15 protein-coding genes are annotated in these 17,708 nt (G+C 71.7%); 10 read left to right on the forward strand and 5 right to left on the reverse strand.

Annotated features, from left to right (window positions below):
• Nucleotides 1–57 precede the first annotated feature (57 nt).
• The gene (locus LXT23_RS10435; RefSeq protein ID WP_323378919.1) at nucleotides 58–828 is read left to right on the forward strand and encodes an SDR family oxidoreductase; all 771 of its coding nucleotides are present in this window, start codon (nucleotides 58–60) and stop codon (nucleotides 826–828) included.
• Between the two features lie 4 nt (nucleotides 829–832).
• Here LXT23_RS10435 and LXT23_RS10440 read toward each other — a convergent pair whose 3' ends face one another.
• Entirely contained in the window at nucleotides 833–1,393 is a 561-nt protein-coding gene (locus LXT23_RS10440) for a GNAT family N-acetyltransferase (protein WP_253979966.1), read from the reverse strand.
• A gap of 73 nt (nucleotides 1,394–1,466) precedes the next feature.
• Between LXT23_RS10440 and LXT23_RS10445 the strand changes: the two genes are divergently transcribed.
• The 4 genes from LXT23_RS10445 to LXT23_RS10460 are packed head-to-tail and all read left to right on the forward strand — an operon-like array spanning nucleotide 1,467 to nucleotide 6,737.
• The gene (locus tag LXT23_RS10445; RefSeq protein ID WP_253979967.1) at nucleotides 1,467–3,206 is read left to right on the forward strand and encodes a sigma 54-interacting transcriptional regulator; all 1,740 of its coding nucleotides are present in this window, start codon (nucleotides 1,467–1,469) and stop codon (nucleotides 3,204–3,206) included.
• A gap of 47 nt (nucleotides 3,207–3,253) precedes the next feature.
• The gene (locus tag LXT23_RS10450) at nucleotides 3,254–3,802 is read left to right on the forward strand and encodes a latent transforming growth factor beta-binding protein (RefSeq protein ID WP_253979968.1); all 549 of its coding nucleotides are present in this window, start codon (nucleotides 3,254–3,256) and stop codon (nucleotides 3,800–3,802) included.
• 38 nt (nucleotides 3,803–3,840) lie between these two features.
• Nucleotides 3,841–5,997, forward strand: a complete 2,157-nt coding sequence (locus tag LXT23_RS10455; protein ID WP_253979969.1) for a serine/threonine-protein kinase — start codon at nucleotides 3,841–3,843, stop codon at nucleotides 5,995–5,997.
• A complete protein-coding gene (locus tag LXT23_RS10460; protein ID WP_253979970.1) occupies nucleotides 5,994–6,737 on the forward strand; it encodes a tetratricopeptide repeat protein in 744 nt (247 codons plus the stop codon). Before LXT23_RS10455 ends, LXT23_RS10460 begins: the two co-directional genes overlap by 4 nt.
• On the opposite strand, the gene LXT23_RS10465 is transcribed toward LXT23_RS10460, so the two are convergent.
• Together LXT23_RS10465 and LXT23_RS10470 are read right to left on the reverse strand one after the other, a co-directional pair.
• Nucleotides 6,728–7,981, reverse strand: a complete 1,254-nt coding sequence (locus LXT23_RS10465) for a C-type lectin domain-containing protein (protein ID WP_253979971.1) — start codon at nucleotides 7,979–7,981, stop codon at nucleotides 6,728–6,730. The two genes, LXT23_RS10460 and LXT23_RS10465, sit on opposite strands and share 10 nt — an antisense overlap.
• A gap of 235 nt (nucleotides 7,982–8,216) precedes the next feature.
• Complete coding sequence (locus tag LXT23_RS10470; RefSeq protein ID WP_253979972.1) at nucleotides 8,217–8,630, reverse strand: MAPEG family protein; 414 nt, start codon at nucleotides 8,628–8,630, stop codon at nucleotides 8,217–8,219.
• A 433-nt stretch (nucleotides 8,631–9,063) separates the two neighbouring features.
• Between LXT23_RS10470 and LXT23_RS10475 the strand changes: the two genes are divergently transcribed.
• Together LXT23_RS10475 and LXT23_RS10480 are read left to right on the forward strand one after the other, a co-directional pair.
• Entirely contained in the window at nucleotides 9,064–9,948 is an 885-nt protein-coding gene (locus LXT23_RS10475; protein WP_253979973.1) for a sigma-70 family RNA polymerase sigma factor, read from the forward strand.
• 14 nt (nucleotides 9,949–9,962) lie between these two features.
• Complete coding sequence (locus LXT23_RS10480) at nucleotides 9,963–13,043, forward strand: serine/threonine-protein kinase (RefSeq protein ID WP_253979974.1); 3,081 nt, start codon at nucleotides 9,963–9,965, stop codon at nucleotides 13,041–13,043.
• An 11-nt stretch (nucleotides 13,044–13,054) separates the two neighbouring features.
• Here LXT23_RS10480 and LXT23_RS10485 read toward each other — a convergent pair whose 3' ends face one another.
• The gene (locus LXT23_RS10485; protein WP_253979975.1) at nucleotides 13,055–13,204 is read right to left on the reverse strand and encodes a hypothetical protein; all 150 of its coding nucleotides are present in this window, start codon (nucleotides 13,202–13,204) and stop codon (nucleotides 13,055–13,057) included.
• Nucleotides 13,205–13,798: 594 nt separating this feature from the next.
• Here LXT23_RS10485 and LXT23_RS10490 point away from each other — a divergent pair.
• Nucleotides 13,799–15,676, forward strand: a complete 1,878-nt coding sequence (locus tag LXT23_RS10490; RefSeq protein ID WP_253979976.1) for a CBM96 family carbohydrate-binding protein — start codon at nucleotides 13,799–13,801, stop codon at nucleotides 15,674–15,676.
• Nucleotides 15,677–15,754: 78 nt separating this feature from the next.
• On the opposite strand, the gene LXT23_RS10495 is transcribed toward LXT23_RS10490, so the two are convergent.
• Complete coding sequence (locus LXT23_RS10495; protein ID WP_253979977.1) at nucleotides 15,755–16,144, reverse strand: hypothetical protein; 390 nt, start codon at nucleotides 16,142–16,144, stop codon at nucleotides 15,755–15,757.
• A gap of 296 nt (nucleotides 16,145–16,440) precedes the next feature.
• On the opposite strand from LXT23_RS10495, the gene LXT23_RS10500 reads away from it, so the two are divergent.
• A complete protein-coding gene (locus LXT23_RS10500) occupies nucleotides 16,441–16,803 on the forward strand; it encodes a hypothetical protein (protein WP_253979978.1) in 363 nt (120 codons plus the stop codon).
• A gap of 141 nt (nucleotides 16,804–16,944) precedes the next feature.
• Entirely contained in the window at nucleotides 16,945–17,670 is a 726-nt protein-coding gene (locus LXT23_RS10505) for a class I SAM-dependent methyltransferase (protein WP_253979979.1), read from the forward strand.
• Nucleotides 17,671–17,708: the final 38 nt, after the last annotated feature.

Genomic DNA, 17,708 nt, shown 5'->3' on the forward strand with positions numbered 1-17,708 from the left:
GCCTGCCGGGGCATCGAAGCACCGCTGCGTGCCTGCTCGCGTGGCTACATTCCGTTCATGGACAAGGTCATCGTCATCACCGGAGCGAGTGCGGGCATCGGCGAGGAGCTGGCGCGGCAGGCGGGAGGGAAGGGCGCGAGGCTGGTCCTCGCCGCGCGCCGTCAACAGGAGCTGGAGGCGGTCGCCGCCCGTTCTGGAAGCGAAGCGCTCGCGGTGGTCACCGATGCCACCCGGCGCGCGGACATGGAGCGGCTGCGCGACGCGGCCCTGGCGCGCTTCGGCCGCATCGACGTCTGGGTGAACAACGCCGGGCGCGGCATCACCCGCTCCGTGGCGGAGCTGACGGACGAGGACCTCGACTCCATGTGGCGCGCCAACGTGAACAGCGCGCTCTACGGAATGCAGGCGGCGCTACCGCACTTCCAGTCACGCAACGCCGGGCAGCTCGTCAACATCTCCAGCGGACTGGCGCGGCTGCCCACCGTGCCGCACCGCTCCGCGTACAGCGCGGCGAAGCATGCGCTCAACGCCCTCAGCGCGTGCCTGCGGATGGAGCTCCAGGCGACACACCCGGGCATCACCGTGACCGTGGTGATGCCGGGCATCGTCGCCACGGAGTTCGGCAGCAATGCGCTGGGCGGAGGCCCGGACTCGCGCGTGCTCCCGGGAGCGCAGAGCGTCGAGGACGCGACGAAGGTCATCCTCGACGCCATCGAGCACCCACGCCCGGAGGTCTACACCCAGCCCGCGATGCAGGCGGAGGTGGAGCGCTACTACCGCGACGTGGGGGCATACGAGAAGGAGGCCGCCGCCCGCTTCCGGCGCTGAAGCCTCAGCGCTGCCAATCCTGCTCCAGCATTCCGAGCACGACGGTGTCGCGGTAGCCCCCTGTCACGGCGAAGCTCTCCCGCAGCACGCCCTCCTGCTGGAAGCCCGCCCGGGTGAGGACACGCAGCGAGGCGCCGTTGCTCGGATCCACATGGGCCTCGACGCGGTGGAGCCCGATGTCCTCGAAGCCGAACCGGAGGACCGCCGACATCAGCTCCTTCATCACGCCCTGTCCCCAAAGGGACATGCTGATGACGTAGCCTATCTCGGCGCTCCGGTTGTGCTGGTTCCAGTTGAACAGCCCCAGGTTTCCCAGGGGTACCTCCTGGCCGCGCTCGCACAGGACCCAGCGGAAGACCTCGCCGCGCTTCATGGCTTCCAGGTCCCGCGCCACCTTCTCGTGCATCTTCGCGACGCCACCCGGCGGGTCGCCGATGATGTACCGGCCGAACACGGACTGGAAGTAGATGGCGGCCAGCGGCTCGACATCCTCCAGCGTGGGTTGGCGCAGCCGGAACTTGTCGGTCACGAGCTCGGGGTACGTGTCGAAGAATCGGGTGGACATGGGGACGCACTCTACCGTGTCCGCGCTCCCGGGGCCGGTGCCGCGGCCCGCCCGTCCGTGCGATATACCTGCCATGCCGTTCCTGCTGACCCTGCCCGGTGGCCGTCAGGTCGCCCTGGACAAGCCCGTGGTGTCCGTGGGCGCCGACCCGGCCTGTGACATCGTCCTGCCGGCGCATGGCCTGAAGGCCAGCCACGCCCTGCTGTTCCGGGACGAGCGCGGCTGGTCGGTGTCCACCGCCGGCAAGGGCTGTGACGTGCGCGTGCGGGGCAAGCGCGTGGACCTGGCCCCCCTGGTGCCTGGAGACACCTTCGTCGTGGGACGGGCCACGCTGACCCTCGGCTCCTCCGGCGAGGCACCTCCACCGGCACGCGGTGGCCCCGGAGAGGCCGCGCCGCGCGGGCAGCTCGTGGCGGTGCTGACAGGCTTTGCCTCCCGACTGCTCGCGCAGCGCCCCGCGGAGGAACTGCTGGACGCCACCATGCGCGGGCTCGCCGAGGTGACGGGCGCGGACGTGGGCTTCCTGGTGTCGGTGGAGGGACCCCGGCGCCAGGTGCTGTGCGCCACGGGCCCGGTGCCGGAGGCGGCGGTGGCGGACAGCCTGGTGGAGCAGGTCATGGCCTCGGGCACGCCGGTGCTGGTGGAGGACGTGGCCGCGGATGCGGCGCTGGCCGGGGCGCCCAGCGTGGTGGCCCTGCGCCTGACCTCCGCCCTGGTGCTCCCGCTGCGCGTGGGCGCGGCCCCGCTTCGCGCCGTGTACCTCGGCCGCCGCGTGGGCACGGCTCCGTTCTCCTCCGTGCACCTGGAGGAGGCCATGGCCCTGTCCTCGCTGGCCGCGCTGCTGCTGGCCACCTCGCACGAGCTGACGGAGCTGCGTGCGCGCGTGGACAACCTCACACAGCGCATCGCCGCGGCCACCTTCGAAGGGCTCATCGGCGAGTCCGACGCCATGCGCCACCTCTACCGGCAGGTGGAGCGCCTGGGCCCCACGTCCCTCCACGTGCTCATCCAGGGAGAGACGGGCACCGGCAAGGAGGAGGTGGCGCGCGCGCTGCACCGGCGCAGCGGGCGGCGTGGGCGACTGGTGGCCATCAACTGCGCGGCCCTGCCCGAGTCCCTTATCGAGCGCGAGCTGTTCGGCCATACGCGGGGCGCCTTCTCCGGAGCGGGGACGGACCGGGCGGGGCTGGTGGAGGCGGCGGACGGCGGCACGCTCTTCCTGGATGAAATCGGCGACATGCCCTTCGCCCTCCAGTCCCGCCTGCTGCGCGTGGTCCAGGAGCGCGAGGTGACGCGGCTGGGAGAGAGCCGGCCGCGCAAGGTGGACATGCGCGTCATCTCCGCCACGCACCAGCCCCTCAAGGCGCGCGTTGCACAGGGCACCTTCCGGGAGGACCTCCTCTACCGGCTGGACGAGGTGCGCGTAGACGTGCCTCCCCTGCGCGAGCGCGGGGACGACGTGCTCCTCATCGCCCACCACGTGCTGAAGCAGGAGGACCGGCGCGCGAGGGGCTTCACCCAGAAGGCCACCGAGGCGCTGCGGGGTCACCCCTTCCCGGGCAATGTGCGCGAGCTGGTGTCCCGGGTGAAGCGCGCGGCCATCCTCTCCTCGACGGAGCTCATCGGCGTCGAGGACCTGGAGCTGACGGCGGACGCCGCGCCCCTGCTGCCCCTGGACGAGGCGAGGGATGCCTTCGTGCTGCGCTATGTGCGCGAGGCCATTGCCCGGAATGGGGGCAGCAAGAAGGAGGCGGCACGGGCGCTCGGCATCGGGCTGCGGTCCGTGTTTCGCTACCTGGGCGAGGAGGAGTGACCGGGGCTGTCCTTCCTCCCGTGGCCTGGAATACTCCTGTCCTCCTCATGCGCAACCCCGTCCTGTCGCTCCTCGCGTGCCTCGCCCTGCTGACGCTGCTCGGGTGTCCGCTCGACATCGAGGTGCGCGAAGAGGACCTGGTCTGCGAAGACGAGCCCTGTGGGACGTCATGCGTCGCGGACGCGGAGTGTCCGGACGACCAGCGCTGCGACGGCTTGGAAGACGTGTGCGTGCCGGGGCCGAGACTCACCGAGACGTGCTCGGGCTTCGGCTCGTGCCAGCCGTACGCGAGCTGCGAGGAGAGCCGCTGCGAGATGAGCTGCTCGTACGGCTGCCCACCAGGCTACCGGTGCGGCCCGGAGAACCTCTGCGTCGAGGAGTGCACCTCTGGAGTTCCGGAGACGCTGGGCGACTACTGTGAGACCTCCATGGACTGCACCCGCTGCGGCTTCTGCGTCGCGGACGCGGGCGGCGCGAAGCGGTGCCACCAGCCCTGCAGTTCGGATGGGGACTGTCCCGGCGGCACGCCGGGCTCGTGCGAGCTGATACCTCGGAGCAGCCTCCGCGTCTGCCGACTTGGGCAAGGGGCCCCGTGATTGCCCCCCTGGCACGACGTCTCTAGACTCCGCTCGCGATGAAGGACGAACTGCTGGCCGGGCGCTACCAGTTGGAGCAGGAACTGGGGCGTGGGGGCATGGCCACCGTCTTCCTGGCCAGGGACCTCCGGCTGGCGCGCCGGGTGGCGGTGAAGGTGATGCACCCGGGCGAGGATGGCCGGCGCGCCGAGCGCTTCCGCCGTGAAGCGGAGCTGGTGGCCTCGCTCAAGCACCCCAACGTCCTGGAGGTCCACGACTTCGGCGAGGACGCCGCGCGAGGCCCCTTCCTCGTGTGTGAGTGGGTCCAGGGAGAGAGCCTGCGCGAGCTGGCGCGGCGGCTCGCGCCCGTGCCGCCCGAGGCGGCGGCGGTGGTGGGCTGGGAGCTGGCCCGGGCGCTGGAGGCCGCGCATGCGCGCGGCGTGGTGCACCGGGACGTGAAGCCGGAGAACGTGCTGGTGTCGAAGGGTGGCCCGCTGAAGCTCGCCGACTTCGGCATCGCCGCGCTGGAGGACCAGGAGCGGTTCACCAGCACCGGGGCCATCACGGGCTCGCTGGCGTACATGGCGCCCGAGCGCATCGACACGGGCGCGTGGTCTCCGGCGTCGGACGTGTACGCGGTGGGAGTGATTCTCTTCGAGCTGTGCACCGGCACGACGCCTCATGCGGGCAAGGGCAGCGCGCACCTCGCGGTCTCCGTGATGACCCGGGACGCGCCGCCGCTGGCCGAGGCTGCACCGGGAACTCCCGAGCCGCTGACGGCGCTGGTGGACAGGTGTCTCGCGCGGGACTCGCGCGACCGGCCCGCGAATGGCGCGGAGCTGGCCGCGGGCCTGGAGGCGGTGGTGGCGCGGCTGGCCGGCCCTCCCGCCGAGGTCTCACGAGGCTTCTTCCTGGAGCCTGAGGCGCACGCCGCCCGGTGGCGGGAGGCCCGGTTCCAGCGACTGGTGGGGGAGGGAAGGGCGCTGCTGGCCGCCGGGGAGGGCGCCCGCGCCGCGAGGCTCCTCAACGCAGCGCTGATGCTCCGTCCAGGCGCGTCCGAGGTGCTGGCGCTCCTGCGCACGCGGCCGGGCATGCGCAGGACGAAGGTGCTCGGTGGGAGCGTCGCGCTGGTAGGACTTCTCGCGACGCTCGCGGTCTGGGGATGGGGGCCGTGGCGCGGCGGGACGGAGCCGCTCGCTCCGCCTGCGCAGGCTCTCGCGTCTGCTGCCATGGAGACTGTGTCGCCGCGGGTTCCCGCGTCGGAGTCGGACCGTGGCACGCATGCTGGAGAGGGCACCTCGCCGCCCGTGCGCTCGTCAGGGTCGGCGCATGGCACATCCGGGGAAGGGGACGCCTCGCCTCGCGTTCCAGGTGCGGACCCGGCTCCTCGCGTGGACACAGAGGGGAACTCATTGGGGCTTACGCTCGCTCCGGAGCGAGCGACTCGCGCGACGACGGAGCCAGCCCCCTCTCACGCTACAGGTCGCCCCACGGAGACTACGCCGCCGCATACGGCCGCGCCGGTCCAAGCCACTCCCTCGCTCACGCCGGACCGCGCCACGGGTCGCCCCACGGAGCCCGTGCCGCCGCTCACGGCCGCGCCGGTCCGGTCCACTCCCGCTCCCACGAAGCTGGCCTCGCACACCCAGCCATCACGCACGTCCCGTTCCTCGCGCACGCCGCCAGCGGGAGCGGAGCCCAGCCGTCCCGAGTCCGTGGCGTCAGCGCCCATCGACCCTCGCGCGGTGGAGCCGGCTGCGGCACCTGTCGCTCCTCCGCTCACCGAGCCGCAGGCGTATGCGACGCTGACCGTGGTGGCACGTCCGTGGGCGGAGGTCTTCGTGGACGGCCAGAGTCGGGGCTACACGCCCCGCGTCCGCGAGGTGCGCCTGTCGCCGGGCACGCACCGGCTTCGCTTCGAGAACCCGCTGTGTGAAGCCGTGGAGGAGGTCATCCAGGTCTCGGCCAGAGAGACGGTGTCGCGAGAGCTCAACCTCCAGGTACTCAAGGCGGAGGTGTCCATCCTCGCGCCCGCCGGTGCGCGGGTCTTCGTCGACGGAGTGGAAGTCGGCGTGGCGCCGCTTCGCGGGCCCGTGCGGCTCGGGCATGGGGGGCACGTGGTCTCGGCCCGGGGACCTGGAGGAGCGGTGCTGAGAAAGGACATCGAGGTGGTCGCGGGCGCGCGGACCGAAGTGGTGCTGGGGCGCGGGCCATGACGGGACTCGTCGTCGCCCTGGTGCTGGCGTCCTCCTCTGCTCTCGGGCCCGCCCGCGAGGCGTATCAGTCCGGTGAGCTGGCGCGGGCCCGCACGGCGCTGGAGGCGCTGCTCCACCCCCTCCAGCTGAAGAACCCCACCGAGGAGGCCGAGGCCCACCTGCTGTTGGCCGCCACGTACCACGCGGGTGAAGACCCGGCCCGGGCAGAGCAGGAAGTGGTGGAGGGGCTCGCGGTGGACCCCGACGCGAAGCTGGACCCACTGGTATACCCGCCCGACTTCATTGCCTTCGTCGAGCGCGTGCGCACCGTACACCGGCAACGCATCTCCGACCGGGCGGCCCAGCGCCGTCCGCCCGTGCTCGTACCGCCCCCGGCCACCGTGAGGCCCCGGCCAGCGACGACGAGCATGGCCCTGTACCAACCACGTCCGCCCTCGCGTGGCTGGTACCTGGTGCCCTTCGGCGTGGGACACCTGATTCACGGCCGGCCCACGAAGGGCACGGTGCTGGCCGTGACGCAGGGGCTCACCTTCGCCGTGTCCGCGGCCTCGCTGGGCACGGCGCTGTCGCTGCGAGGCCCCGACGGCAGGTACTCCGCCGAGGACGCGCGCACGGCCCGGGGGCTCAACATCTCCTACCTCGTCGGGGCCTATGCCTTCGCGGCGCTCTACGCCTATGGCGTCCTGGACGGGCTCGTCCTGACGCCCGAGCCGGTCGCGCCGCGAGGCCCTCAGGGCTGAGGCTGCGGCGGCGGGAGGACCCGGAAGACGAGCCGCCCGCTGCACGTGCCGTTCTCGAAGCAGCCGGCCTTCAGCACGTAGGCACCGGTGCCGCAGGCGGGCACCCGGTAGCGGATTCGCGAGCCCCCGCTCTTGCAGTCGTCGTCATTCGCCGTCACCTCCAGGCCGTCCGGTCCCAGCATGCGCAGGAAGGTGTCGCCCGTCGAAGACGCGGTCGGTATGCCGCAGGTGCCAATCTCCAGCGTCTGTCCGGCCTCGAGCAGGAACTCGAAGTCCGCCGTGGCCTGGGTCGCCGACGCAGTCCCCGTGGCCTCGTAGACGAAGTGCTCGTAGCCCTCGGGCGGATTGGAGCGCTCGCAGACGAAGGTGGTGTATTCGCCGCAGTGGATGTCGTTCCAGCCGCCCCCCGGAATCGTGCCCACGGGCGGCACGTTGTTGACGGCGCAGTGCTCGTAGCCGCCCGTGTTGTTGGGCTCGTTCCGGCGCCAGTTGAGATAGGTCGGCGCCATTCCGTCCGACCACCGCCAGGTCCCTTCCCTGAACTGGTCATTGAAGCCGATCCACGACGCCTGACCGGCGGGGACCTGCGACTTCAGCCAGGTGTCTTCCGCGCCGTCGTTGATGGAGACGAGGTCGTAGCCCTGGTTCAGGCAGGTGGTCCGCGCCTGCGCCCAGGGCTTCTTCAGCGTGTAGAAGAGGTACGGGTGCCCGTTGAACTGCGCGGGCGTGGGGGGAGCGCTCTCGCAGATGAAGGGCCGGGGGGCGGTGCAGGGGAGGTCGTTCCACGTGCCCGTGGCAGTGAGGAGGACTGCGCAGCTCTCGTTCGTGCCGCCGTTGGGCTCGCCCGGGGTCCAGTGGACGTAGCTCGACGGGGCCTCCGACCACGTCCACGTGCCCTCCCTGCCGCGGTCGTTGAACCCGGTCCAGAGCTCGCTGGAGACCGTGGCCGCCTGCGTCGCCACCCACTGTTCCTCCTCGACGTTGTCGAGCGTCAACAGCCCCATGTCCAGGTCGGCGCAGGCCTTCACCGCGTCGGGCCAGGCCTTCGGCGTGGCGGAGATGACATAGGTGTGGTCGCCGTAGCTCAGCCGCTGGGACGTCGTGCGAACCTCCTCCTGGCCGTAGGGCACGGCGCTCGCGGCGCCGCTTCCGTCGCAGCCCCACAGGGCGGCCGCGCCCATCAGCAGGGCAAGGCCCGACGTCCAGCGGGGGTTCGGGGAGGTTCCGGTTCTGTCTCTGCGCATCGTGTGTCGCTCCTGGGTTGGGGTGCTGAGCCCTGCCCAGGGCAAGGTCGGTGCCAGGAGCCTTCATGGCCGCGCGGAGCCGCGTTTCCGGGGACTTGAGCGCGCACGCGCCGGAGGCAGCGCTCCGGCGTGGCGGGGAACGTGCCAGCCCTGGCACGCGCGAGCCCTCTCCACTGGGGACACGCGTGTCAGAGCCCTTCGCGGCGCGTCAGCTCGCGCCGGGAGGCGGCCGCGCTCAGCCCCAGGGCCGCAGCCAGAGCGCGTAGCCGGCGAGCCCCGCCTGGACGAGGAGGGTGAGCAGCGCGCCCACCACCTGCACGCGGCTGGTCCTGAGCAGGCCGAAGGCATGCGCCAGCCGCGCGACGAGCAGCGCGCCGCCGAAGACATGGAGCACCGCCGAGCCTCCGCCGCTCAGCTCGGCCACCAACAGCAGGAAGAGCGCCAGGGGAACGTGCTCCACGTTGTTGCCGTGCGCGCGGATGGCGGCCTGCAGCTCGGCATGGCCACCGTCCCCGCGGAACGTCTTGTACTTGCCGCGCACGCGGCTGACGTTGACGCCGAGGCCCATCGTGAGGAAGGCGTTGAGCGCCCCGTAGAGCGCCGTAACGGGGACGGCGAACAGGGCCGTTCCGAGTAGAGGACTGTCCATGGTGTGCCCCTCGGGCCTGAAAAAGCGAAGTCGCCGGCAGGCACGAGGCCCACCGGCGACTGAACTGCGCTACATGCGCGGTTTCCCGCGCCGCAGACTACGGGATCTGGCAGTTGGGGCAGAGGGTGCCGCCACAGCTACGGGGACCGCCGCGAACCTTGGTCTTGATCTGCATGGGATGCTCCTTGCCTGGTGTGGGACTGCAATTTCCAACAGCGCAGCGAGCTGCCTGCACCGTTGGAAGTTCCAAGTGAAATCGAGTTCATCTCGGGTGTCAAGTTTTAGCAGAGGCGGAAGAATTAACCGCCTCCTCAGGATTGCCTGAACGCCCGTGCCGGGGTGACCTCGTGGGTTCCGCGGCCTCAGCGCGGCTTGTACGGCAGGGCGCCCAGGCTCCTGCAGGTGCCGGCCTCGCATCCACTAGAGTGCGGCCGTGCTCCCCACGCCGGCCCAGAACCTGGCAGCCGTCTTCGCCGAACACCTCCCGGACGGTGTGGCCCCCACCGGCCTCGACGGCGCGGCGCTCGAGGCCCGGCTCCAGGCCCGGCTCACCCAGGCGGCGGAGGCGTGGCCGGAGTTGGAGGTTCCCGCGGGGGACTTCGTCGCCTTCATGGCGGAGCGGCTCCTGCCCGGTACTCCGGTGGAGCAGAGCCTCGATACCCTGCACGTGGGAGACCTGCTGCTCGCCTTCGCGTGCGCGCGGAAGGTGCCGCTGGCCCTGCGCCGCTTCGACGAGAAGGTCCTGGCACAAGCCGTCAGGGCCGCGGAGCGGATGGCCACGTCACCCGAGTTTCGGGAGGAGCTCACCCAGCAGCTCCGGCAGAAGCTGTTCGTGGGCGAGCGGCCCCGCATCCTGGACTACTCGGGCCGCGGCCCGCTGGTGGGCTGGGTGCGGGCCGCGGTCATCCGCGACGCGCTGAACCTGAAGGGCCCCGCCCGCCAGCAGGAGGGAGATGACGCGCTGCTCAACCTCCCGGCGGACCGCGCGGACCCGGAGCTCGACTACCTCCGCCGCCGTCACCAGCGCGAGTTCGCCGAGTGCTTCCGGGCCGCGTTGGAGGCACTGGACCCGCAGGAGAAGACGCTCCTGCGGCTCCACTTCGCGGATGGCGTGGGGGTGGAGCAGCTCGCGCAGTACTACCAGGTGCACCGCGCCACGATGAGCCGCCGGCTGGGCTCGGCCCGCGAGGCCATGGTGAAGCACACGCTGCGCCTGATGAAGGACCGCTACCGGCTGAGCCCCGCGGAGCTGCAGAGCATCATCCGCCTGCTGCGCAGCGACCTGGACCTGCGCATGAGTCAGCTGTTCCAGCGGTAGGCCCGCGCGCACCCATGGGCTGCCTCGATGAAAACGCGCTGCTGGACTACGCCGGTGGCCACCTGTCTGAAGCGACGCGCGCGGAAATCGACGCGCACGTCGCTTCCTGTGCCTCCTGCCGCGAGCTGCTGGCGCAGTGGCTGAATGCCGGCGCTGCTGACGTGGACGACACGGGGGACCCGGAGCGCACGGTGCCGCTGTCGCCGGGGCGCGCGCGCAGGGCCCGGCCGGCCGCCATCCCCGACAGTGCCCGTGAGCCCTCGCAGGCCCCGCGCGGGGGACTGGCGCAGGGCACCCGGATAGGTCGCTACGTCGTGCTGCGGCCGCTGGGGGAGGGCGGGATGGGGGTGGTCTACACCGCGTGGGACCCCGAGCTGGACCGCACCGTGTGCGTCAAGCTGCTGCGAAGCGAGCTGGTCGCGCTGCTGGGGGACGAGGCGCAGCCGCGGCTCCAGCGTGAGGCCCAGGCCATGGCGCGGGTGGCGCATCCCAACGTGGTGGGCATCCACGACGTGGGGACGTGGGACGGTGGCCTGTTCATCGCCATGGAGTACGTGCGCGGAGGGAACCTGCGCGAGTGGCTGCTCCAGGCGCCGCGAGGCTGGCGCGAGGTGGTGGACGTCTTCGTGCAGGTCGGACGGGGGCTCGAGGCCGCGCACGCCCACGGGCTGATTCACCGCGACATCAAGCCGGACAACCTGCTGGTGGGGGAGGACGGCCGCGCGCGCCTCACCGACTTCGGGCTGGTGCTGCAGGCCTCGGGGGCCCACGCCGCGCGCCCCGAGCCCGCCGTCGCCGGAGCCAGCTCGGGCGCGCTGGACCTCAAGCTCACCCGTCCCGGGCGCATCATGGGGACGCCGGCCTACATGCCGCCCGAGCAGCTCGCGGGGCGCACCGTCGACGCGCTCTCCGACCAGTTCAGCTTCTGCGCGTCGCTCTTCGAAGCCCTCTTCGACGCGCGCCCCTTCAGCGGCGACAGCGTGGACGAGGTCTGCCAGAACATCACGCTCGGCAGGGTCAGCGCCGTTCCGGCGGGGAAGGGGGCCCGGGTCCCCGGCTGGCTGAAGGCCGTGGTGCTGCGGGGGCTGGTCCCGGACCCGTCGCGCCGTCATCCGTCGATGCACGAGCTGCTGCGGCAGCTCTCTCGGGACGCGGGGCGCAGGCGCGCGCGGCTCGCGGTCGCCGGGGTGGTGGTGCTCGGGGCCGCCACCGCCTTTGCCGCGCCGGAGTACTCGCGGCACAGCCGGCTGGCGGCCTGCGACTCGCAGCAGCAGGCGCTCGGTGGCATCTGGGACTCGGCGGCGGTGGGTGCCATCACCCAGGCGTTCTCCGGCACCCGGCTGCCCCACGCGGACGCGGCCTGGGGCGCCGCGCGGGACGTGGTGGGCGGCTACGCGGACCGGTGGCTGGGCCTGCGCCGGGACGTGTGCCGCGCCGCGGTGGAGGACCGGCTGCCCGAAGAGACGCTCTGGCAGCAGGACCGTTGCCTCGCGCGGAGCCTTCAGGCGCTGAAGTCCCTGTCCTCGCTGTACCGCGCGGCGGACCGGGAGGTCGTCTCCCGCTCGCTGAGCATGGCCCATGCGCTCCCGGACCTGGACGCGTGTGGCGAGGTGGCGGTGCTCACCGCCTCGCCCACGCCCCCTCCTTCCGACGCCGCGCTGCGGACGAAGGTGGAGGAGGCGCGCCTGGCTCTGGTCGAGCTGCGTGCGCAGCGCGAAGCAGGGCGCTTCCGCCAGGTGATGGAGCCCGTCCAGGCGCTGCGCAAGGACGTGGAGGCCCTGGGCTACCGGCCGGTGGAGGCGGAGGTGCTGCACCTGCACGCGCTGGCGCAGCACGATGCGGGGCTCGTCCGCGACGCGGTGGAGACGCTGCGGCGCGCGGCGGTGGCGGCGGAGGCGGGGCGGCACGAGCTGCTCGCGGCGAGAGCGTGGACGGACTACGTGTTCACGACGGGGCGGCGGCTCAAGCGCTTCGACGAGGCGCGGCTGGCGGTCGAGCTCGCGGCGGCGGCGCTCGAGCGCGTGGGCGGAGAGCCGGTCCTCGCGGCGCGGCTGCTCACCAACCGCGCCGGGCTCGAGTCGGCGCAGGGGAACGCGGAGGAGGCGGTGAAGCTCAACGCGGAGGCCGTCGCCGCCTACCGCCGGCTGCTGGGCGATGAGCACCCGGACACGGCGCGGGCCCTCCTTCAGTGGGGCACGCTGCTCTACGCCGCCAATCGCGACGCGGAGGCAAAGGAGGTCTTCCAGCAGGCGCTCTCCGCGTTGGAGCGCTCGGTGGGGCCCAGCCACCCGGCGGTGGGGTCGCTGCTCTCCAGCCTGGGCCGTGTGGCACGGCGCCAGGGCGATGCTTCCGCGGGAAGGGCGTACTACGACCGGTCGATTCGGCTCCTGGAGGCGCTGGATGGCCCGGACCACCCGGACCTGGCCATCCCCCTGACCAACCGCTCCATCCTGCTCCAGGACATGGGGCTCTTTGACGAGGCCCGTGTCGACCTGCGCCGGGTGCTGGAGCTCGCGCGCCGGGGCTCCGGTGACGACAGCCTGGAGGTCGCGGAAGCCTACGCCGAGCTGTCGCTGGTGGAGCTGCGCGGCCGCGAGTTCGCTCAGGCGCTCGAGTATGCGGAGCGTGCGCTGCGCATGGCGCGCGCGAAGCTTCCCGAGGGGCACGTGGACTTCACGTACTACGAGTCCGTGCTCGCACATGCGCTGTCGGCGCGCGGGCGATGGGCGGAGGCGCAGCGGTTGTTCGAGTCGGCAGCCCGGATGAAGCAGGCGGCGGCTGCCTCGGGAGGCGGATCGCTGCCGGACATCCTCACCGGGCTGGCGCGGACGCAGGTGGAGCAGGGGCAGGGCGCGGCGGCCGAGCAGTCCGCGCGGCGGGCCCTCGGTTTGTGGGGCACCCAAGGCGCCGACCCCGCCGACGTGGCCGAGACGCGCTTCGTCCTGGCCCGGGCGCTCTGGCTCAACGGGCAGCGCAGCGCCGCGCTGGATGAGGCGCGCGGCGCGGTGACCGACTACGGGCGGTCACGTCAGCGGCACGACCTGGCCGCCGCCGATGTGGCGAAGTGGCTGTCGGCGCGCGTACCACCGCGCTGACCTGGGACTCATCAATGGGCAATGGGCGGCAAGGTGCAGACGCCGCTCTGCCCGGTATCGCTGATGTTGGTGTCGCTGGACTTCCCGTCCTTGGGGCCCGTGACGTGGCCACCGCGGCCGCAGGCGGCCTGGACTCCGCCCCCCACCGCGGAGGTGGGCATCCCGAGCACCTTTGAGAAGTCGACGGGCCCACCGAGGTCGAACCCATCGGACGGTGAAGTGGGCGCGGGTTGCACGCCTGGCTGCGGAGTCGGGCGCGTCGCCGACGAGGGCGCGCTGGGACCGTCAGCCTTCTTCAACAGCGCGGGTTGGAAAGTGCCTCCCTGCGAAATCCGATTCGACATCTGCTTCCCCCTCTGCGACTGCGGTTCATGAGCGGACTGAGCCTGACTGCCGCCGCCCGTACCGGAAGTATGCACGCAATCCACCTGCAAGTGTACAGCTCGGCCAGATGACCGATACGGAGTGAGCCCGGCCGCGGTTTCTCGGGCGCCGGTCAGTACTGCCGCGGAGGGTGTCGTGTTTCACAAGTGCAAGAGCAATGGATTTCATGTGAGCGATTGACAGGTTGTTCACGTGTTTCTAGTTTTCGCCCCCCCGGTTCATGCCCCTCAGGAGGCATCATGCTCGGACATCGGAAGCACACCCCTGTCAGGCAATTCCTCTCATTCTCCCTCTCATTCAGTCTCCTGGCAGGTTGTTCTCCGGCGGAAGCGCCGGAGGCCCCCTCGTCCGTGGAGGCTGTCTCGCAAGGCGTGAGCACGACCGTGCTGCAGCCCGTGGCGGATGCCACGGTGGACGCCTCGAACCCGGACACCAACTTCGGCACCACCCCCACGCTGCTGGTGGACCAGGCCGCCATCGCCTACGAGTCCTTCCTGCGCTTCAACCTGGCGGGTGGGACGGCGCCCATCCAGCGGGCCACGCTGCGGCTCTACGTCGTCGACCCGTCCCCGGATGGACCGCAGCTCTTCCTCGCAGGTGCGGGCTGGACGGAGACGGGCATCACCTGGAACCAGCGGCCCGCGCGTGTCGGCGCCGCCGTGGGAGACCTGGGCGCCGTCACGTTGAACACCTGGGTGGAGTACGACGTCACGGCGCAGGTGCGCGGCAGGAGCAGCATCGACTTCGCGCTCATCCCCATGTCCCAGGACGGGGCGGACTTCTCGTCGCGTACGGGGGCGCAGAGCCCGCAGCTCGTGGTCGTCACCGACGATGCGGCCCAGGGCTGCGGCGACCAGACGTGCTCGGCGGGGGAGGCCTGCACCGGGTGCCCCGCGGACTGCGGCGTGTGCGCGGCGGGCGCGCTGGACCTCTGGGTGCCCCGGCCGCACAACCCGGCCTTCGCGACGCCGGGAGGCAGCTTCTCGGCGGAGGTCCGGGGGCCTGCCACGCTGTCGCCCACCGGGTTTGCCGCGGCCCTGCGCAACGAGCTGCGGAGCTGGCCCGCGGCGGTGACGGCCGCCACGTACGGCCCCATCCACCACGGCAAGGAGAACGGCTGGCGGCTGACCCTGGCCGTCCCGGCGGACCTGCCGCCCGAGCTGTTCGACGTGGAGGTCGTCCACGCCACGGGCCCGGGCACGAAGTCCGAGCGCTCGCTGCAGGCGGTGAAGAGCTTCGAGGAGCCGTTCTACATCCTCCACATCAGCGACCAGCACGTGGGGGACGTCACCGCCGTCAGCCCCAACGGGGCCACCGGCCCGGGCAACGGCAGCGTGGACGCGATGAAGTGGGCCGCCCCCGTCTTCAATGTCATCAACCCCCGCTTCGTCCTCATCACGGGTGATAACAGTCACGTCTATTACAATGCGACCGGGTGGGGAGGGATGGACCTGTCCACCCGGCGCCTGCGGATGTGGCGTGAGGGGCTCAGGACCTGGCGCGTCGCCACCGCCTCGACGACGGGCAACCACGACGTGGGGTACTCGAGCTACATCTTCAGCGCCGAGTGGCGTCCGGTGTACGAGCGTGAAATCGGCCAGCGCGTCTACTCGTTCCGGATGGGCTCGTTCTACGTCATGTCCAACGAGCTGACGTATCGGGACTACTACGACTGGGCGAAGGCGGACTTCCAGGCGACCTTCTCGGACCCCACCGTGAAGTACCGGCTCGTCGCGCAGCACTACCCGGATGCGTGGATTGACGTGGCGGATGCCACGTACCCCGCGAACCTGCTGCTCGTGGGGCACAACCACAGCACCACCGTCCTCGGGACGTCGCCCTTCCCGAAGCTCAGCGTCGGCTCGGCCCAGAACTACTACACCTCGGCCTTCTTCAACTTCGAGCGGACCCCGGCGGGCGGCTGGCAGGCCCCGCAGGCCACCAACCACGGCACGGGGAAGAATGTCTTCACGCTCTACGGTGACTGGGGCGCGCCGAAGGTGTCGCTCGCGTTCGACCGGGCCAATGACGGCACGCAGACGACGAACGTGGCGCGGGTGACCAACGGCCTGCCACTCAACTTCTACAACGGGCGCGTCAAGTTCGTGATGGCCCGGGGCCGGTACGCCCTGTCGGGAGCGACGGTGGAGGCGCAGTACGACGTGCCGGGCTCGAAGACGGCCGTCCTCGCCAAGGTCAATATCCCCTCCAGCGGCAGCGCGGCGGTGACCATCACCCCCGCACCCTGACGCCATTCCGGACCTCCTCGAAGGATTGCCTGCGGGCGGCGTGCAGGCTGTCCGCTCTGCGTCCTTCGAGGAGGGCAGTCAGTACCGGCAGGCCCGCATATCGCAGTAACCCTGCCGCCCGCTGCACACGCAGTCGGAGTCGTCGATGCAGCGCGACGACGGGCAGGTCGGACCGCCACCTCCACCTCCACCGCCGGGATAGGTGTAGCGGCACGCATTGAAGGTGCAGCTCACGCTGCTCGCGCTCGGACAGGCATTCCAGCACTCGCTCGCGGACGAACACCGGACGGAGAGGCAGATGAGGCTGGAGGCGTCCTGGGGCTCGCTCGTCTCCGAGCGCAGCTCCTCGCTGGAGTAGAGCGCGGGCTCGGACTGGCTGGCCTCCGTGGTGGAGGGCTCCGCCGAGACGGCGGCGGCGAACGACAGGAGGAGGGCGAAGCTCCAGGGGAGGGCACGACGGGGGGACATGGAGGACTCCTTCGAGGCCAGCCCCGCGACGGTGCGGGGCCTGAGGGCCGCGGCAAGGGTATCAGGGTTGCACTGACGCCGAGGCCGCGCCCGGTCCGTTTCGTGGTCTGGAGGACCCGCGCCTGCCATGCATTGAAAGTGCAGGCGCGGTGGGCACCCGGCCGGTGCGGCTTCAGCGGAAGCCGGCGTTACTTTCCGTTTGAGGGCCTTCGGATGCGCCCCGTCGAGCGACATGCCCGCATCGTGCGTGCGGCCGGCGTCGTGGCGTCATGGGGTCGGCATGCGCGGGAGATTCGATGCGGGGCGCTGCGGGGTATGCAATAGGCCTCGCGGTAGCGGCACTGGGCCTGCTGCTCGCGGGGTGCCGCACGGCCGAGCCACGGAAGACTGCTTCGGCCGCACCCGTGCTGCCGCCAGCCGCGCTGCCCTCGGGCGAGGCCATCGGCACGGCGGCTCCCTTCTGGCTGCGGGCGGTGGCGCCAGATGGCCGGTGGCTCGTGGTCGACCTCGAAAGGGGCCGTGCCCTGGGCCGCCCGCCCATGGGGGCCCTCGCCGTCGACAGCCAGGGGCGCACGCTGCACCTGGACGGGCCGCCGGGAACGGTCATTGGCCCGGCGCGCTGGCGCGACCCGTCCGGCACGGTGCCTCCCGCGCCGTAGTCCAGGCCTGCCGTCGCTGCTCGTGGGGGTGACCCGAATCCCCGCCGATTCCGCGAGAATCCCCGCTCTGCCGCGGCCTCGGCTCCGCGCGCATCTTCCAGTCATACCGCCCGCCTCGCGCGAGCCTCTGGAGGACACCTCATGGCCCACGAACACGCCCACCACGCGGCCCACCCCTACGTACCGGGCTTCGGCGCAGACCGCGCCGCCCACTATGACGCCCAGGCGTCCGTCATGCTCGCGGGCAATGCCTACGAGCTCGGCGTCAGCGCGCTGACCGCGATGCTCGATGGCCAGGACGCGGCGTCGCTGCTCTTCGTGGGGGTGGGCACGGGCGCGGAGCTGGTGCCCTACAACCGCTTCGACGTGCCGGGCTGGCGCTTCACGGGGGTGGAGCCCTCCGAGGGCATGCTCGCCGTCGCCCGGACGCGCCTGGACGCCGAGGGACTGCTCTCCCGGACACACCTGCACCTCGGCGAGCTGCACACCCTGCCTCCCGGCCCTCCATTCGACGGGGCGCAGCTGATGGGGGTGTTGCACCATGTGGAGGGCGAAGAGGCCCGGCTCGCGCTGCTGCGCGAGGTGACCCGGCGGCTGAAGCCCGGAGCGCCCCTCGTCCTGGGCTGCCGCGTCGGCAAGGACCCCGAGCTGTCCAGGGTGGAGCTGCGGCGGTGGCGTGCGTACGGCATCCAGCCGGATGACCTGGAGCGTCGCCGCCAGGCGATGGCGACGATGCAACCCATTGCGTCGGATGCTGCCCTGGCCGCGATGTTCGCCCAGGTCGGACTGGTGGCGCCGCGTCCGCTCTTCGTCTCGCTGCAGTTCAAGGTCTTCCTCTCGCGCTTCGAGCCCGGCTCCGCGGGCTGAGACGCGCCCCCGGTCGATTTCCCGCGACGTCCATTCGC

Origin of the sequence: Pyxidicoccus xibeiensis (genome assembly GCF_024198175.1) — a bacterium.
Taxonomy (GTDB): Bacteria; Myxococcota; Myxococcia; order Myxococcales; family Myxococcaceae; genus Myxococcus; species Myxococcus xibeiensis.

Excerpts from the sequence above, each read along its gene's own strand:
- LXT23_RS10435 (WP_323378919.1), top strand. The coding sequence starts at position 58 with ATGGACAAGGTCATCGTCATCACCGGAGCGAGTGCGGGCATCGGCGAG.
- LXT23_RS10440 (WP_253979966.1), bottom strand. The coding sequence starts at position 1,393 with ATGTCCACCCGATTCTTCGACACGTACCCCGAGCTCGTGACCGACAAG.
- LXT23_RS10445 (WP_253979967.1), top strand. The coding sequence starts at position 1,467 with ATGCCGTTCCTGCTGACCCTGCCCGGTGGCCGTCAGGTCGCCCTGGAC.
- LXT23_RS10450 (WP_253979968.1), top strand. The coding sequence starts at position 3,254 with ATGCGCAACCCCGTCCTGTCGCTCCTCGCGTGCCTCGCCCTGCTGACG.
- LXT23_RS10455 (WP_253979969.1), top strand. The coding sequence starts at position 3,841 with ATGAAGGACGAACTGCTGGCCGGGCGCTACCAGTTGGAGCAGGAACTG.
- LXT23_RS10460 (WP_253979970.1), top strand. The coding sequence starts at position 5,994 with ATGACGGGACTCGTCGTCGCCCTGGTGCTGGCGTCCTCCTCTGCTCTC.
- LXT23_RS10465 (WP_253979971.1), bottom strand. The coding sequence starts at position 7,981 with ATGCGCAGAGACAGAACCGGAACCTCCCCGAACCCCCGCTGGACGTCG.
- LXT23_RS10470 (WP_253979972.1), bottom strand. The coding sequence starts at position 8,630 with ATGGACAGTCCTCTACTCGGAACGGCCCTGTTCGCCGTCCCCGTTACG.
- LXT23_RS10480 (WP_253979974.1), top strand. The coding sequence starts at position 9,963 with ATGGGCTGCCTCGATGAAAACGCGCTGCTGGACTACGCCGGTGGCCAC.
- LXT23_RS10485 (WP_253979975.1), bottom strand. The coding sequence starts at position 13,204 with ATGCCCACCTCCGCGGTGGGGGGCGGAGTCCAGGCCGCCTGCGGCCGC.
- LXT23_RS10495 (WP_253979977.1), bottom strand. The coding sequence starts at position 16,144 with ATGTCCCCCCGTCGTGCCCTCCCCTGGAGCTTCGCCCTCCTCCTGTCG.
- LXT23_RS10500 (WP_253979978.1), top strand. The coding sequence starts at position 16,441 with ATGCGGGGCGCTGCGGGGTATGCAATAGGCCTCGCGGTAGCGGCACTG.
- LXT23_RS10505 (WP_253979979.1), top strand. The coding sequence starts at position 16,945 with ATGGCCCACGAACACGCCCACCACGCGGCCCACCCCTACGTACCGGGC.